Below are 17,481 nucleotides of genomic sequence, written 5' to 3' on the forward strand. Positions count from 1 at the left end.
AATTCCCTCCTCCCTACTCTTGTTGATAATCCGCTAGCGGTTTTATATATGCTTTCATTTTTTCAAATTTTGATTGCTTCGGTACTGCATATACATGAGAAGCCGTTTTAACTGCTGCCTCGTATCCTTTTATTTTGAACCATTCTTTCCGCTTAAAAATATGGACTTCAAGCCATATTTCATTTGTAGTTGCATCTATAAATTTTTGAACATCCGGTGCTTCTTGCTGAACTGGGACAGTTATTTTTCCAATTAGTGCTGGAGGAATTTTAACAAAATAACCTTTCTCTATATTGACATATCTTTCTTCTATCGGTTTAATTCCCTCTTCACTCCAATGTATATAACGCTCAAACATCGTGCTCTCTCCGTACGATACCTCTTCCCAACCTTTTGGACGCACAGTACGAACAAATTCAATAATGCCGTCTTCATTAACGTCTTTACTTTCCACAACATAATCATTGAATAAATCTTCTTTCCCGTCTATAGGTAGCCCCTCATAATGATCCTTATCAAATTTTGCTACATATGTTATACCTGAATGCGCCCCAACTCCTGCATCAATTACAACTGCCTTTGACTTGTTAGAAATACGTCCCATTTGTATTCGTTGAATACTATTTATATATGGATCAAATGTAACTTCAGACATAGTCTTAAACTGTTCAATGAACTCGACTTTCAATTGCTCATCTTTTTTATAAGTAACAAGGCTTATATCATTAAGGCCATTTTCATTTAAATCCTCTATAAATAACTTCGTATATTGCCGATTATAAATCTCCTTCATATCATCATTTTCTTCCGAAAAAACATACATTACATGTTCTAAAGATTCACGACTTACAGAGATTCCAATTAATAACTCTCGCTTCCCGTTCCCTGTAAAATCCCCGACTTTAACAATATCTATATTCCCACCCTCAAATGTATGAGTGGACTTTAGTTTCCAGCCATTGCTGCTTTCCGCATAAATAGCTAAATATATACTCCGATCTTCATTCGGTACTTTATAAAATACGATTGCTTCTTTCTTATTATCTTGTTTAAAATCCATTGACCAAATCATCTGTTTATCTTTATTAGACATTGGAGTAAGCAACCGATAATTAACAGGCAAATCTTTATCTATTTGCTCTTTTAATTCATTAATCCACTTTTCATTTGCAGGAGCTCCCATTAAACTTGTTGGAGCTTCAGACATTTTACATCCAGTCAATATAAAAATGATTCCCAAAATACTTATCCATTTCTGCATATGATATCTTTCCTTACTACAAATTTTAAGTATTTTTTATACTATTTGCTTCTCCAATATTCTCATACATATGAGTATAGTTTTTCTAATATAAAAAATCGTTACAGAAAAGTTACAAATATATTTCCATAAAAAAAGATTGGCAAAGGCCAATCTTTTTTTACTATTCGTTTCGAGCTGGTTTTGGTGTTATACCCAAATGATCATTTAATTTTTTTGAAATATCTTTTACATTTTTTTCGTTTGGAATGTAATAATAAATACCACCAATACGTTTATCAGTACCTTCAATTTGCATTTTTTCCATTTGCAGGTCAGATCCAGCCATATTTTTCGTAATAGCAAGCATATCATCAAACGTTAAGTTTGTTTTCATGTTGTTATCCACTGCATCAAGTAAAGAGCCCATTTTGCTAATTGATTGAACAGACATAGCTTTTTTCGCAATTGCTTCAATTACAAGTTGTTGTCTTTGACCACGCATTGCGTCACTGTCAATTTTACGCGTTCTCGCAAGCGCAAGGGCTTGTTCACCATTTAAATGTTGGTAACCTTTTTCTAAATGGATCATACCTGCTTGGTCTTTACTATCTTGTTCTGTGAAAGTAACCGGTACATCAATATCAATACCACCAATTGAATCTACAATTTGTACAAATGACTCAAAGTTAAACTTCACATAATAATCAACTGGAACATTTAAAAATCTTTCCACTGTATCTCTTGTACTTTCAACACCACCAAATACGTGTGCGTGTGTAATTTTGTCTAATTTCTTTCTAGATGGAATATAAACGCGTGAATCACGCGGAATACTAACTAATTTAACGGATTTATCATCTTTATTAATTGTCGCTAATAAAAGTGCATCTGTTCGAACCGCTTCGCCATATTGGCTTTTTCTCATTTCACTTCCATCTACACCCATAATTAATATTGAAATGTTATCCTTTAACGGTTCAACTTCTTTATCACGCTTTGATGACTTATCAATTTTTGCATACGCATCACTTACAACAGCTTTTGCTTTGTTATATATAAACGATCCATATCCTACTCCTCCAAAAATAAGTAGGAAAAATGGAATTAAAATGAACCATTTTATTGATTTTCTTTTAGAACGTTTTTTACTGCTTCTCGTATCTTGTTCTAATTCAGAGCTCATGTTCATTCTCCTCTCTTTCTCTTTTCCTAGTATAATGTATGTCTAGTAATCTTCATATTGAATTTCCTTTCAATCACCTTACATTTTTGTAAGGTTACTTCATAAATTCAATATGTATTCCATTTCACATTATACTCTCGTGCTTATTTTTAGCAAGTCACTATTTATCAACTTAAAAAACACAAAACTTCAGAACATTCAAATTTACAGATTTACCATTCTGTTATTTGCAGGTAGTAAGATTTTCACCTCACAATTTAGCAAGAATAAAGAGTCAAGTTTGTGCCGTGAAATTTTGATTGGTGATGACTAATAATCAGTGAGAGATACATCCCCCACTGATTAAAGTTTCACTTTATTATTTTTCATTTGGTGTGTATATTATTTGCTTCCCATTATTATTAATTAAAGCTGACTTTGCTTTTATTTTCGTCTTTTCTATTACCACATCTTCATTTGAAAAATTCACAATGATTTTAATATCTTTTCCATATGAAGTAGATTGTACTAGCTTATCTTCTGACAAATATGCAAAGTTCGTCATTTCTTCTTTTACTGCATTTTCATGAACTTCATTCCAAACTTTCAGATGCTCTGTAATTTCTTTTTTATGCTTATTCCACTCTACTTCATCTAAATGGTACAAAGGAGGAACATTATACAATAACTCATACAACATACGATTTCCTACCTCATCTTTTACTTTCAAACTTCCCCATTCCCAGTGATGCGTTGTAATAACGGAATCATTGTATACTAATTTATATAACGGTACCGAATATACCGGATTTAAATATACTTGTTTATATTCTTCTTTCAACGGTACTTGTTTTGCATATTTTTCAGGAACATTTTGATTTGGTGACCAATACCCACCGACATAATACGGGCTTGTTTTGTTTTTCCTCATATCTTCATCGTCCCACTTAATAACTGGTGTTTCAATGCCATGAGCAAATGCAATTGTACTACTTGCAAAATCATTTCCACCTTCAGAACCTACTACCATCCCTTTTTCTTGCGCGATATAATCCATTCGTTTTAATCGTGCTTTTAAATCTTGTTCTTGTGTCGTTACATGTTTTGATGAATAGTCATCGTAAATTTCACCCGTCGCATCACAATCAATAAACCATGAATTATATTTAGGGCCATTTTGTAATATATCGTTCATTCGTTCTTTTACACTAGGCAGTGATAATGTTGGATTTAGTTTTCGCCCTCTACCTAAAAACCCTTGCACCTTTTCTCCATTTTTCTTCGTTACAGTACCCTCTTCATATAGCGATGGATCATTAAAGGACGCTGTGTTCCAATTTTTATCACCTTTCTCATGAATAGAATGATAAGAATCATACGGACCAACTAAATATCCCATTTTCTTAGCTTCTGTAACGAAATTAGGTTGCATATATCCTTGTTCCCAGTTTGGTAGACCAATCCATGCTTTGTCTATCCCTGCTTCTTTCATTTCCTTTGTTATATCCGTTCCATCTGCGGTTCCCCATTTACTTACATCTTCAACTGCATCACCGAGTACTGACTTTAATAAATGCTTATTTAAGCTATACAGTTCCGCCTTCGATAAGTGATCTACACCTTTTTTTAATAGTGCACTCGCTTCCTGATCAACTTTCGGGAAAATATCCTCTTTATACAATTCCTTCATTGATAATACTTCGTTTATATAACGCAAAATAACATTTTTTTGATATTTATCAATGAAATCTTGTTTACTTACTTGCTCAAATACATTCAATTCCCCAGGCTCTGAACTATTTTTTTGAATAAGCTCTTTTATATGGCTAAACACCGGGCTATTTATTTGCTCTCTTAACTTCGGCCAATTCACGTTACTTTCTGATAAACCATTTTGATTCCAAAAATAAAAATGAGCGGCACCGTAAAGTTTTTCAATCTCTTTATTTTTTCTAGCCTTTTCTTGTAATGTTTTAAATTCACCTTTTTCAACAATGTTGTCTTTGTATAGCTTAGCAATACTTACTGCATCATTATTTGTCACATATAACTGAAATCCATATGTTTTATTTTTATTTATACTCGGGAATTCATGTGTAAAATCAAACCCTATTTTCGGGTCCGAATGAAATTTCAATTCATTATTAAACATATTGTTCGCAATATATACAATCGAATATTTCGACCCATTTAATGCGAAGAACTTCATGGCAAATGATTCAGTAAATGAATATACATCATCCTTCAAAAACTTCTTCCAATTCTCATCATTACTTGGAATTTGCTTACCTTCCCATAACGGAAGTGTATAATTTTCAGCTTGTACTTTCGGCCATGTAAAACTTTCTGCACCAGTCGATTCCACTCCAATATTTAAGTGATCTTTTTTCTTTTCTAAGTTTACTTTTACTTTTTGATCTGGATATTCCCACGATGTGCGATCCTTGTCTTTTTTTAAATTCGATACCTTCATTTTCGGTAACGGTTGTGATGCCTGTTCCTTTACACCATCATGTTCTACAGTTAACGTAAAAGTCTCTGGATTTACATCGTAAGTAAAATCTTTATACGTCGCTTTCTTTATTTTAGACTCTTGTACCGCATTATTACCTTTTACATCACACCCGACTAAAGTCGAAAGTGACATAGTTGTAAGAAGACATACCGCTATCATTTTTTTCATCTTCTGCACCTCCACCACTGAATATACAGGAGCTTTGTTACAGGAATGTGGCAAAAAATAATAAAGAATGTCCCAAAAGCCGAACTTTGAAATGGGGTTATGTTCTTACTCAGTAAATTTACAACAGCACATGAAATTATACCGAACACAACTCTCATTATATCGACGCTTCGACAAAGAATATCGATTTAACTACAAAATATGACAATCATATCCTACCTATTAACAAGAGAGGGCCGTCCAAAAAAACTTTTGGGACGGCCCTCTTCAAAGTATAAAAATAAATTCATTTTTACTAATTACGAGTTCAAACAAATCAAAATTCCAACAAGATTTCCTTAACTGAAAAAGTAACTGTATATAATATATCCTAAAACTAACACTAAAATTAATATCCCTGTACCTTTCCAATTCATCCCCCCTGTCATATCAACAGGGCTACCTGATTCTGCTCTATTGAGTCCATCATTCAAAGAACCGGTAGGGTTATTTTTCAATTCACATTGTCTCATACGTTCTCTTTTTTCTTCTGGTGACTCTTTTGAACTCATATAATCACCTCTAAAATTAATATTCATTTTATATTCTCTTTTTAAAACATTATTTCTCCTGAAAAATTCCCGTTAAAATAGATTCTCCATAATTTAAAGAAAGCTAGCGATGCTAGCTTTCTTTATAATCCAATATGTTCTTCCTTATTTACAGTAATCCCTTTATGATCGATTTCAAGCTCACATACTTTCATAGCGGCAAATACTCTCGCTAATTGGTCAGCAATTTCTTGACGCTTCTCATACGGAGTTAAAATAAAAATGGATGGTCCCGCGCCACTAAGAGCTGTACCATATGCTCCGAATTCTTTTGCACATTTACGAATTGATGGTAATAACGGTACAAGTTCTAAACGATATGGCTCGTGGAAATGATCTCTTTCCATCATTTCACCTACAACTTCCCACTTCTTTTGACATAATGCAGCTACTAATACGTTACTTATCGCACTAGCCTTAACCGCTTCATGAAACGGAAACATCTCTGGTAATACAGATCGACTTTCCTCCGTATTTAGCTCTTCATTCGGAATAAGAGAAATTACGCCTAATTCCTTACTTTCAATCCTTACAACCGAAACATTCTTTCCATCCAGTGCTCCTATTACAGTTCCACCTAGAATAGAAGCAGCAACATTATCTGGATGTCCTTCAAAATTTGTAGCAATTTGGACCTTTTGATCAGTTGTTAAATGTAAATTTCCAAGTTGATTCGCAAGCTCTATTCCTGCTACAATCGCTGATGCGCTACTTCCTAGCCCTCTTGTCAGCGGAATATTACTAGTAACTTCTATTATATGGGGTGATAAAGAAGGACATACTTTACATGTCGTGCTAACAATTAAATTTTTATCATCTGTTGGAATTGAATCGTCAAAAGAATGTATCACTTGCCACTTATCAGCTTCTCCCTTTACACTTACTTCTAAATATAATGACAAAGCTATTCCAACAGAATCAAATCCTGGTCCAACATTCGCTGTACTAGCAGGAACACGAACTCTTAATGGTATCACGACATAATCACCCCTTTAATATGATCTTTAATTTGTTCTATATCATTTGACACACTTGCAATATCAAATTTATTAGAAGAAATTGCGATATCAGGATCTTTTAAACCATTTCCAGTTAAAACTGCAACAACTGTTTCGCCTTTTTTGATTTTTCCAGATTGAACATGTTTCATTACGCCCGCTAGTGAAGCATTCGATCCTGGCTCTGCGAAAACTCCTTCAGTTTTTGCTAACAATCTATACGCATGTAATATTTCTTCATCTGACACCATATCTATTTCACCATTAGACTGCTCGGCTGCCTCTACTGCATACGACCAACTTGCTGGATTACCGATGCGAATCGCTGTTGCAATCGTTTCAGGTGCCTCAATGACATGTCCTTTTACAATTGCCGCCGCTCCTTCCGCTTCAAAACCGTGAATTCTTGGCTTCTTATAGCCTTTTTCTTTCTCGTATTCACAGAACCCTTTCCAATATGCTGTAATATTCCCAGCATTTCCAACAGGGATAGCTAGAACATCTGGTGCGTTTTGCAACTGGTCACAAATTTCAAATGCCGCTGTTTTTTGCCCTTCAATTCGATAAGGATTCACTGAGTTTACTAATGTTATCGGCTCTTCTGCAGCAATATTTCTTACAGCTCTAAGTGCATCATCAAAATTCCCTTCTATTGAAATAATCTCCGCTCCATAAGCAACTGCTTGCGCTAATTTCCCATGCGCAATTTTCCCTTCTGGTATTACGATAATACATTTCATCCCGAGGCGTGCCGCATAAGCTGCAGCCGATGCCGATGTATTACCTGTAGATGCACAAATGATTGCTTCTGCCCCTTCTTCTTTCGCCTTTGCAACGGCCATTACCATACCACGATCTTTAAAAGAACCTGTTGGATTCGCTCCTTCATACTTTCCGTATAACTGAATTCCTAATTGCTTTGATATATTTAATAATGGAATAAGGGGTGTATTTCCTTCCATTAAGCTGACATCAGGTGTGTTTTCATTCACTGGTAAATAAGAAGCATACTGTTTTAATAGTCCTTTATACATATTGTTTTTCCTCCTCAATAATGTAGTAACTGTTTATTTCACTTGCGACATCTTCTATCGCCCCTAAAACTTGTTCGAATTGATATTTTGAAGTTCGATGCGTCACAACAACGACTTCTGCAAGCTCACGATTTAATGGTAATTGAATTACCTCTTTTAAACTCACAGAATAACAAACGAAACATTCTGTTATTTTTTGTAACATTCCAGGCTCATCTCGTAATGAAATACGCAAAAAGTATTTCGAAACTACTTCTTCATCTCCTTGTAATTCATACGGCTCCGGTTCTTTTAATACACTTTTATTTTTCGGAACTTGATTCATATTTTTAACGATTGAAATAATGTCACTTACTACAGCAGAACCAGTTGGTAACTTCCCAGCTCCAGGTCCGTAAAACATCACTTCTCCTACTGCTTGACCGTGAACATACACCGCATTGAATTCATTATTCACATTCGATAGCGGATGATGACTTGGTAATAAAGTCGGTTCTACACTTAAGTGAATGGATGATCCTTGTTTTTCAGCTTTACCAATTAATTTCATAGTAAATCCTAATTTTTCGGCCATCTCTAAATCTTCTTTTTCAACCTTTCGAATACCTCTAACTTGAACATCATCTAAAGAAACATTCATCGAAAAACCTAAGTTAGCAAGAATTGCTACCTTCCTCGCAGCATCTAGCCCATCTACATCCGCTGTTGGATCGGATTCTGCGAAACCTAATTTTTGTGCCTCCTGTAAAGCCTCTTCATACGACCATCCATTTTGACTCATCTTTGTTAACATATAATTTGTTGTTCCATTTACGATTCCCATTATTTTTTCAATTTGATCTGACGCTAGCCCGTCTGTTAATCCTCTTAATATCGGAATCCCACCCGCTACACTTGCTTCATAACATAAATCACATTCATTTTTATTTGCCAGTTGCAAAAGCTCCGCACCGTATACGGCCATTAAATCTTTATTTGCTGTTACGACATGTTTCTTACTTTGTAAAGCCTTCACAATATGCTCTTTCGCTTCTTCAATTCCGCCCATTACCTCTACTACAATATCAATATTTGAATCATTTAGAACTTCATCAACATTACTTGTTACTACGATTCCATCAATGCAAACATCACGTTCTTTTTCCAAATCACGTACAACGACTGTCTTTACCTTTACTTCATATCCTGTATCAAGAGTGATTTTTTTATAATGTTCTTTCAAAATATGGACAACACCACTTCCGACAGTACCTAACCCTAATACCCCAACATTAATAACATTATTCATCTTCTAATCTCCTCCTAAAATTTTATTTTTTATCTCTATCAATCACCTTGCTCTGCCATTTTTTCATGCAGGTGGTGGTTATTTCCGTACGTACTAATCGTTTCATGTTACCGCACCTCCTTTCAAAGTAATAAAAAAACACACTCATCCCTGGGAAAGGGACGAATGTGTTTTCGTGGTTCCACCCTTGTTCCAACCTAGACTTATTTTCTTCTAGATTGCTCAAGTTCAGATAACGGCTGATACCGTCAATAATTACTAGATTGCTCGTTCACTATTGAAGTTCAAAGGTGGTAAGATCATTTCTCGTGTTAGGAAGCTCACAGCCTTGGCTTCCCTCTCTGTAAACCGTAAAAATGATTTCATGTCCTTATCGTTACTTTTCCGTTCATATATATTTGTTAACTCATTATACTCGCATAAAAAACAAAATCAATACTATTTTTTTGATTATTTTTAATTTTCAATCTAATAACTATAAAAAAACACACTCATCCCTAGGAAAGGGACGAATGTGTTTTCGTGGTTCCACCCTTGTTCCAACCCAGGCTTATTTCCTTCTAGGTTGCTCAAGTTCAGATAACGGCTGATACCGTCAATAATTACTAGATTACTCGTTCACTATTGAAGTTCAAAGGTGGTAAGATCATTTTTCGTGTTAGGAAGCTCACAGCCTTGGCTTCCCTCTCTGTAAACCGTAAAAATCATCTCATGTCCTTATCGTTACTTTTTCGTTCATGTCTATTTGTTAACTTATTATAGTTATGAAAATTTTAAAAAGCAAGCCTATTTTTATTTACTATTTTAAAGGAAATACATTATTATATTTTACAATAACAAATTATCTAAAACAAACTTATTCTCTGTCACATATATTCATCACAGACAAGCCAACAATATCCATATTAAAATTTCTTTCTAAAACAAAAAGAGTTTTACGCTTTAACACCATATTTATAAAGTGAATTATTTGTACCTACTCAGCCATACATTTCATTTAGGAGTTTGGTAAGGAGTATTATTCCAGCGAAAATCCGCCCCTTATTACCTATAGAAAGTTACTTTCACTTTTCAGCATATAGATTGCTGCCATGAAGATAAAAAATGGACCTACACCTTGCTACCTTCCTTTATTTTAAAACTTTGCGCATGGCAGGAAAAGGCCCTGACCGCTCCTATACATAGCCAGCCCCTCTCGACCATTAAAAAAGTGCTTTTCTGTCGGTTTTTCATAGAATGACTGAGTAGTTACAATTGTTCAATACAATCTTTTCGTATAACTTTCTTCTAAAGAACGTGCAACTTCCTCTTCTGAAGCATTCACTTTCGCATGCTCCATTAACATTTTCGCTGCTGAAGGTAGCCCTGTTTTATTTAACCATGACTCTGGATCCCACATTTTTGAACGAATAAAAGCTTTTGCACAATGAATATAGCATTCTTCTATATCAACAACAATTCCAAGTAAAGGGGGTTTTCCATTCGCTTGCATTTCTTTCAAAATTTCTTCATCGTTTGTAATACACGCTCGACCATTTATTCGGAGTGTCTCCCCAAGACCAGGGATAAAAAAGATTAATCCTACCCTTGGATTCGAAATAATATTTAAAATTGAGTCTATGCGACGATTACCCGGTCTTTCAGGAATGATAATTTTATTTTTATTTAATACATGTACAAATCCAGGTGCATCTCCTCTAGGCGAAGCATCACACTCTCCTAATTTATTTGCAGTAGATAATACTAGAAAAGGAGATTTAGACAGAAAATCTACACAATGGTGATCAAGTGATGAAATAACCTTTTTCAAAGCTCGCTCACTCGGTTGCCCTAATATTTCTCGTAATTCTTCCTCTGTTGAAATAATCGATTTTATTTCCTTACTCTCTATCCCCACTTATAACCGCTCCTTTTTCTTTATTTTCCCAAAATTCAATACAAATATTGTATAATAAAATTTGCAGAAAGGGGAATTAAAATGACAGAGTGGTTAACAATATTTGATCCTGAAAGAAATACAATTGGGAAAAAATTACGTGATGAAGTGCATCGTGACGGTGATTGGCACGAAACATTTCATTGCTGGTTTGTAGAAAAAGATGATGAAGATATGTTCTTATATTTCCAATTACGCTCTAAAAATAAAAAAGAAGCTCCGGATATATGGGATATTACTTCAGCTGGACATATTATGCATGATGAAGATGTACAAATTGGCGGCCTTCGTGAAATTGAAGAAGAATTGGGGCTTTCCTTTCAAACTACTGATTTAACATACAAAGGAATCTATAAAATAGATTATGAAATTTCAAACCTTACTGATCGTGAATTTTGTCATATGTATTTTCACAACGTAATACAACCACTCTCATTTGCACCAGGTGAAGAAGTAGACGATGTGATGAAAGTACATGCAACTTCTTTTCTACAACTATTAAAAAGAGAGATTTCATCTTTTACGGTTATTTCTGTTTTAAACAATAAACCGATAACGATAACATTTGAAGATATTTATCCATATGACCTTGAATACTATGAATTTGTTGTAGAACAAGGAAAAGAATTGCTAAAAAATAATAGTTTGTAATTAAAATAGGACTCCCAGCTTAGATTGCCTGGGAGTCCTATTTTATTTATCATTATTGTTCAAGTGTCTTCAATCTTTTCTCTACTCGCATAAATAAGCGAATGATTAACAATAGCATGACAGCCATAATCACCGCTGTTGTATGAGGATATCTAAACAATATACTAATAGCACTTCCAATTAACATCATAATGTATCCATTCTGTTTCATCACTTCTGCACTATACTTGTTACCTGCATCCCATAATTCCTTATTTTTCATAGACCGTTTCGTTCGATAACCATATGCTGCGTTAATATCCGTCGGTGGATTTTTTTGAAGAATAAGTGCTGCAAGTATAAATATAATACCAATCAATATGCTCATTCCTATGTTTACTAGTGCATACATCAATCATATCCACCTCCTAACTTACACTTTCATTATACTATACAACTTTAAATGTTCCAATTATTAACATTTTTACTTTCTCTCTTTAGATGTCTGGAACATACTTGGAAGTGTTACAAAACGCGCTCCTTTCGTTTTTAACTGTGGAATGATTTTGTCTAGCGCATCTACAGATCCTTGTAAATGTCCACCTGGAGTTGAATGTTGAAGTATAACACTACCTGGAAATGAATTCCCTAACACATTATTTGTAATTGTATCAGCACTTACACCTTTCCAATCAACCGTATCAACACTCCACTGTACAATCATAAAATTTTGTTCTGTCGCCCACTTCAATTGATTTTCAAGTATTTCACCGTACGGCGGACGTATAAACTTCGGTGCATAACCAGCTAAACGATTTAATATTTCTTCCGTTTTTATAATTTGATTATGGTACTCAGCCTCATTTACTTTCGCTAAATTCGGATGACTATACGTATGATTACCAATTACATGCCCTTCATTTGCAATACGCTTTACTACATTCGGAAACTTTTCTGCATTTTCACCAAGCAAGAAAAAGGTAGCTTTCACATTATGTTGTTTTAACTTATCTAAAATTTTTGGCGTAAATACGAAATCTGGTCCATCATCAAATGTAAGAGCGACTTCCGCTTTATTATATGGACCTGAAAATGCATATGCATATTTTTCGACCCATGAAAATGGTGTCCATGATCCCCTCTCCTCTTCTTTCATTTGTACTTCATAATTTTGAGGTATATTTAATGCGTATGGCAATGTGCTTATATAGTCTCCATAATGAAATGAATTATATGGCATATAAGCATACGAAACATTTCGTTCTAGTCCCCATTGATATGGAACGAACATTTCTGGCGAATAAAAATAATACATGATAAAAACCTCCCTAAAGTTTCATATGTGATTCATCTGTACTTTGTTAGAGAATTTCTTATCAATATACAAAAATAAGACTGTCCATAATTAGGACAGTCTTACTGATTTATATACTTAATAAATTACTTTACTATCTTTCGGTAATTTTCTTACATGCTTTAAATAACTCGACACTTTGTCATCGTCATCTTGCGGATATTGATATTCATAAGTGTTAGCAATTTCGTTCGCAACTTTCCTAAATAAATCACCCATTACGAAAAATGAATCCCAAATATTTTCATATTCTGCATTTGAAAATGTCCTTTTAAACTGCTCCCACGTATCTTTTTCAAAATATTGCTCGAAATGCTTACCAAACTTTCCAGTATTAACTGTAAAATTTGTTTTCATGCCAATATGCCATTCTATCATTACGATTAACATATCTCGTACAGGGCCTTCAAGCATTCCTTTCGCATAAGAAAGTTCCTCTCTCCATAACCCTTTCCCTACATTTGTGCTGCACCACCAAAATTCATTACAGCAATCGACAAACTCTTTTTCTGTAGGCTTTTTTATAACGTAATCTTTATCACTTGCTGGCGGAAATTCTCCAATACAATTGTCTTTATCCAGTAGTACTTTACTTAAGCTATCCTGTCCAATAAATTTATTTATTAAATCAACTGGAACTAGCATTAAATCAATCCGGTTTCCATCCATAAACTGCATTAAATACGGAAATTTCCCGTCTTCATCTGCTGGAACTAACGACATTTCTTCCGGCATTTGCACAATCATTATTTCTCCAAATCTATTAATCCAACTATGATTACACGTAAAAGATTGTATATCTTTTACAACATAAATAATATCATAGTCTTGAAAACAATCCTTTTTCACACTTGGATTCACACGTGACCCATTCATGATGATAGCTCGAATTCTTTCATCCTCTTTTGCTGTATTTATAATTAAGTCTAGCATTTCTTTTTCAGTTCTCATCTACTCACAACCTCCAATTTTTTAATATAACATATAGTGTTATGTATATCGGAGGCCCACGAGCTAATTGCGTTGTACACGATACACGTTATAATTTTTCAAACAACTTTTTCATTCCACTTATCTCCTTACATCATTCTTTAACGACTGCCATTACAAATCCATCGTATCCCTTACTTCCGACAGTTTGAAGCGCTGTAGCACTTACACGCGGCTCAGCAGCTATTAATTCATAGAATCGGCGTATCCCTTGTACACGAGGATCGCTGCTAGTATTGTCAATAACCTCACCTTCACGTACTACATTATCTCCAATAATTACAGTACCAGGGCGTGATAGTTTCATTGCCCATTCAAAATAAGCGGGATTATTTTGTTTATCAGCATCTATGAAAATAAAATCAAATGGTTCATACTTCTCGTTTTCTATTTGCTGTAAAGAATCTAACGCTAATCCTACTCGTATTTCTATTCTATCATTCAAATTAGCACGCTCAATATTGCTCCATGCAATTTCAGCATGCTTTTCACTTGCTTCTAATGTAACAATTCGCCCTCCAGATGGCAATGCTCTTGCAAGCCATATAGTACTATATCCGCCTAGAGCGCCAATTTCTAAAATGTTACGCGCTCCTTGAATTTGTACTAATAATTGTAAAAACTTCCCTTGAGTCGGCGATACATCATGTGCTGGCAAATTAGCTGCAGCATTTGCTAGAAGAACTTCTTCTAATGTAGAATCTTTCGGTATTAATACATCACTCATATATTGATCAACAGCCGTCCATTTCTCAATTGTACTCATGTAAATACCATCCCCTTCAATTTTTCAATACTTTCTACCATTCATATTTAATTATACCGAAAATTCTGTTTCATGCACAAAAAATAAAGAAGGGACACCCATTCCATTACAGAATAGATATCCCTTCTTTATTTATAACTTTAGCCCTTACGGATTAGTAGACCAAAGTCCAGCAGATTTAATAAATGTACGTTTATTTAATTTCAGCTGTGCTACGATAAACTCTGCAATATCTTCTGCTTGCATTACTTTATCTGGGTTTCCATCAGTTAATCCTAAATCTACTGCCATATCAGTTGCTACTGTACTTGGTGTTAAAGCTGTTACACGGATATTATGTTTACGAACTTCCATCGCTAACGATTCTGTTAAACCAAGAACACCAAATTTAGAAGCACTATATGCACTTGTTACAGGTGCACCTTTTTGTCCTGCTGTAGATGAAATATTAATAATATCACCAGATTGTTGTTCAATCATGCTTGGTAAAGCGGCGCGAGTTGCATAGTATACACCCATTAAGTTTACTTGAATGATTTTTTCCCAATCAACAACTTCTAGTTCTAAAAACTTACCAAACTTAGAAATACCAGCGTTATTAATTAAAATATCGATAGATCCTAAACCATTTTTTAACGTTTCAATTGCAGTAGTCACCTCTTCATATGAAGATACGTCAGCAGTCGCAATAACAGCTTTTACGCCTTCTGCTTCCACTTCTTTCGCAACTGCTTTTAAGTTTTCTTCTGAACGAGCTAAAAGACCAACATTTACGCCTTCTTTCGCTAATGCGATCGCTACAGCGCGACCAATCCCTCTACCTGCTCCTGTAATTAAAGCATTTTTTCCTTGTAATAATTCTGCCAAGTGTAACACTCCTTAATCATCTCAGTTGTTTATTATATTAAAAGTGTATCTATATTTATGCAAAAAGGCAATGATGCACTTTCATGTGCGTAGGTTACTTATAGGTAACTATGGTAATGGTAAATGCATTTTTAAAAAAAATAGTGTTAGAAGGTTCTCCTCCTAACACTATTTTTCTTCATGATTTGGAATACGTACAATAAATTTTGTACCATTCCCTTCCACGCTTTCGACTTTTATTTCTCCTTGATGAAGGTCGAGTACTTTTTTTACAATCGCTAAGCCTAGGCCACTTCCTCCATAAGCACGGTTTCGTGAAGAATCCGCTATATAAAAACGCTCAAAAACATGTTGCTTCTGTTCTTCTGATATACCAATTCCCGTATCATGAATACTTACTTCCAGGAACTCCGCATGTTCTTTTAACTGAATTGTAATCGTACCACCACTTGGAGTAAATTTAATACTGTTATGAATTAAATTTATCCATACTTGACTCATACTTTCTTGGTCAGCAGTCATTTGCACTTTTTCTAAATCAAGGTCTAACTCAATTTCTTTTTCAGCCCAAAGCGGTTCACTATTTAATACAACTTGCTTTAACTGCTGATCTAATCGATAAGTCACTCTTTCTGGTACATACTCTTCTGATTCTAAAAGTGTTAACTTTAATAAATTTTGACTCAGTTTAGATAATCTCGTTGTTTCAGTTTCAATAATGGTAAGATAATGCTTTCTTTTTTCAGCTGGCAGATTATCATCTTGTAGCGCTCTAGCAAATCCTTTTATAGAAGTTAATGGTGACTGTATTTCATGAGAAACATTCGATACAAATTCCTGGCGCAGTTTCTCCATCGCATTCAGTTCATCTGTCATATCATTTATACTTTTTACGAGTACTCCAATCTCTCCATCATACTTTTCTTCATTTCGTATTTTTACGGAGAAATCTCCTTTTGCAATTTTTTGTATCGGTTCAATGATCGTCCAAATCATCGCTTCTCGCTTCGGTCTCATTAATATTCCGATCAATACCCAAATAAGAACAATGAATACAAAGCCGACCATATCACTAATTAGAAACGTAACAAAAGGCGATACGTTTATTTCCAAAGCTTTCATTACACTAGACGATACAAAAAAGGCTATTGACCAAATTATAGTAAGAAAAGCAAAGAGCGCTACTATCGCCCCTATTACTTTTAACATCTTCATCTTACTCATTCTTTCTCTTTTTCTCATTTACTTACCTCTAAGCGATACCCTAAGCCCCTTATCGTCTTTATACTAAACTTCGATTGCTCTTCTTGAAACTTTTCACGCAACCGATTAATATGAACGTCTAGCGTGCGTTCATTCCCTTCAAAATCATATCCCCATACGTCTTCAATTAATTGCTCTCTTGAACAAGTTCTTCCCGATTTAGATCCTAATGTAAAGAGTAACTCAAATTCTTTTAGCGGCAATGTGACCGTTTGTTCTCCGGCGTTAACTTCAAATGTTTTACGATTTAACAGTACATTCCCAACTTGAATAGATTGCGATACTGTAATTTGGTAACGTTTCAATAATGCCTTCACTCTCACAACTAATTCTAAAGGATCAAATGGTTTTACAAGATAATCATCTGTTCCGAGGTGAAATCCTTTTACTTTTTGAGATGTTTCACCTTTAGCAGTCAGCATAAGAATTGGGATATCATAGTATTTTCTTAATTCATAACATAAATCAAACCCATCCATATTTGGCATCATAATATCAAGAATCGCCATATCGACTTTCACTTCTTCTATTTTTCGAAGAGCATCTAATCCATCAACGGCCTCATATGTTTGAAAACCTTCTCGTTCCAAAAATACAGAAACAAGTTCTCTAATGTGCGGATCATCATCTACAATTAAAATTTTGGGTATCAAGGAATCATATCCTTTCTGCTTAAC

16 protein-coding genes and 2 other annotated features are annotated in these 17,481 nt (G+C 34.6%); of the genes, 1 reads left to right on the forward strand and 15 read right to left on the reverse strand.

Translation table 11 applies throughout. The annotated features are described in order from the left end of the window. Nucleotides 1–13: 13 nt before the first annotated feature. The 8 genes from MKX77_RS14590 to MKX77_RS14625 form a co-directional block, all read right to left on the reverse strand. Nucleotides 14–1,261: a hypothetical protein gene (locus MKX77_RS14590; RefSeq protein WP_341307037.1), complete on the reverse strand. Its 1,248-nt coding sequence runs from the start codon at nt 1,259–1,261 to the stop codon at nt 14–16. A gap of 163 nt (nt 1,262–1,424) precedes the next feature. Continuing rightward, nucleotides 1,425–2,426, reverse strand: coding sequence for an LCP family protein (locus MKX77_RS14595; RefSeq protein ID WP_341307038.1), 1,002 nt, complete (start codon nt 2,424–2,426; stop codon nt 1,425–1,427). A 358-nt stretch (nt 2,427–2,784) separates the two neighbouring features. Beyond that, on the reverse strand, nt 2,785–5,088 hold the full coding sequence (locus tag MKX77_RS14600) for a glycoside hydrolase (protein ID WP_341307039.1): 2,304 nt from the start codon (nt 5,086–5,088) through the stop codon (nt 2,785–2,787). A gap of 338 nt (nt 5,089–5,426) precedes the next feature. Next, complete coding sequence (locus tag MKX77_RS14605) at nt 5,427–5,639, reverse strand: DUF6366 family protein (protein ID WP_341307040.1); 213 nt, start codon at nt 5,637–5,639, stop codon at nt 5,427–5,429. A 122-nt stretch (nt 5,640–5,761) separates the two neighbouring features. Continuing rightward, complete coding sequence (thrB, locus tag MKX77_RS14610; RefSeq protein WP_341307041.1) at nt 5,762–6,655, reverse strand: homoserine kinase; 894 nt, start codon at nt 6,653–6,655, stop codon at nt 5,762–5,764. Beyond that, nucleotides 6,652–7,710, reverse strand: coding sequence for a threonine synthase (thrC, locus tag MKX77_RS14615; RefSeq protein WP_341307042.1), 1,059 nt, complete (start codon nt 7,708–7,710; stop codon nt 6,652–6,654). Before thrC ends, thrB begins: the two co-directional genes overlap by 4 nt. Further along, nucleotides 7,703–8,998 carry a homoserine dehydrogenase gene (locus MKX77_RS14620; protein WP_341307043.1) on the reverse strand — a complete coding sequence of 432 codons (1,296 nt, stop codon included), beginning with the start codon at nt 8,996–8,998 and terminating at the stop codon, nt 7,703–7,705. The genes thrC and MKX77_RS14620 overlap by 8 nt, the downstream gene beginning before the upstream one ends. Nucleotides 8,999–9,152: 154 nt before the next feature. Continuing rightward, nucleotides 9,153–9,384, reverse strand: a binding site (T-box leader). A 115-nt stretch (nt 9,385–9,499) separates the two neighbouring features. Beyond that, nucleotides 9,500–9,731: a binding site (T-box leader), on the reverse strand. 525 nt (nt 9,732–10,256) lie between these two features. Further along, the gene (locus MKX77_RS14625) at nt 10,257–10,895 is read right to left on the reverse strand and encodes a pyridoxamine 5'-phosphate oxidase family protein (RefSeq protein ID WP_341307044.1); all 639 of its coding nucleotides are present in this window, start codon (nt 10,893–10,895) and stop codon (nt 10,257–10,259) included. A gap of 81 nt (nt 10,896–10,976) precedes the next feature. On the opposite strand from MKX77_RS14625, the gene MKX77_RS14630 reads away from it, so the two are divergent. Next, nucleotides 10,977–11,585 (forward strand): NUDIX hydrolase, encoded by a 609-nt coding sequence (locus tag MKX77_RS14630; RefSeq protein WP_341307045.1) that lies wholly within the window; start codon nt 10,977–10,979, stop codon nt 11,583–11,585. A gap of 52 nt (nt 11,586–11,637) precedes the next feature. Here MKX77_RS14630 and MKX77_RS14635 read toward each other — a convergent pair whose 3' ends face one another. From MKX77_RS14635 to hitR, 7 genes are all read right to left on the reverse strand, one after another. After that, the gene (locus MKX77_RS14635; protein ID WP_341307046.1) at nt 11,638–11,976 is read right to left on the reverse strand and encodes an SdpI family protein; all 339 of its coding nucleotides are present in this window, start codon (nt 11,974–11,976) and stop codon (nt 11,638–11,640) included. 72 nt (nt 11,977–12,048) lie between these two features. Further along, entirely contained in the window at nt 12,049–12,879 is an 831-nt protein-coding gene (locus tag MKX77_RS14640; RefSeq protein WP_341307047.1) for a peptidoglycan-N-acetylglucosamine deacetylase, read from the reverse strand. Between the two features lie 117 nt (nt 12,880–12,996). Then, a complete protein-coding gene (locus MKX77_RS14645; RefSeq protein ID WP_341307048.1) occupies nt 12,997–13,869 on the reverse strand; it encodes an aminoglycoside 6-adenylyltransferase in 873 nt (290 codons plus the stop codon). 133 nt (nt 13,870–14,002) lie between these two features. After that, nucleotides 14,003–14,674, reverse strand: coding sequence for an O-methyltransferase (locus MKX77_RS14650; protein ID WP_341307049.1), 672 nt, complete (start codon nt 14,672–14,674; stop codon nt 14,003–14,005). A gap of 147 nt (nt 14,675–14,821) precedes the next feature. Next, nucleotides 14,822–15,541: a 3-ketoacyl-ACP reductase gene (locus MKX77_RS14655; protein WP_341307050.1), complete on the reverse strand. Its 720-nt coding sequence runs from the start codon at nt 15,539–15,541 to the stop codon at nt 14,822–14,824. 168 nt (nt 15,542–15,709) lie between these two features. Continuing rightward, the gene (hitS, locus tag MKX77_RS14660) at nt 15,710–16,783 is read right to left on the reverse strand and encodes an envelope stress sensor histidine kinase HitS (RefSeq protein WP_341307051.1); all 1,074 of its coding nucleotides are present in this window, start codon (nt 16,781–16,783) and stop codon (nt 15,710–15,712) included. Next, complete coding sequence (gene hitR / locus MKX77_RS14665; RefSeq protein WP_341307052.1) at nt 16,780–17,457, reverse strand: envelope stress response regulator transcription factor HitR; 678 nt, start codon at nt 17,455–17,457, stop codon at nt 16,780–16,782. Before hitR ends, hitS begins: the two co-directional genes overlap by 4 nt. Between the last annotated feature and the right edge of the window lie 24 nt (nt 17,458–17,481).

Source organism: Bacillus sp. FSL R9-9410 (assembly GCF_038050385.1).
Lineage (GTDB): Bacteria > Bacillota > Bacilli > Bacillales > Bacillaceae_G > Bacillus_A > Bacillus_A cereus_U.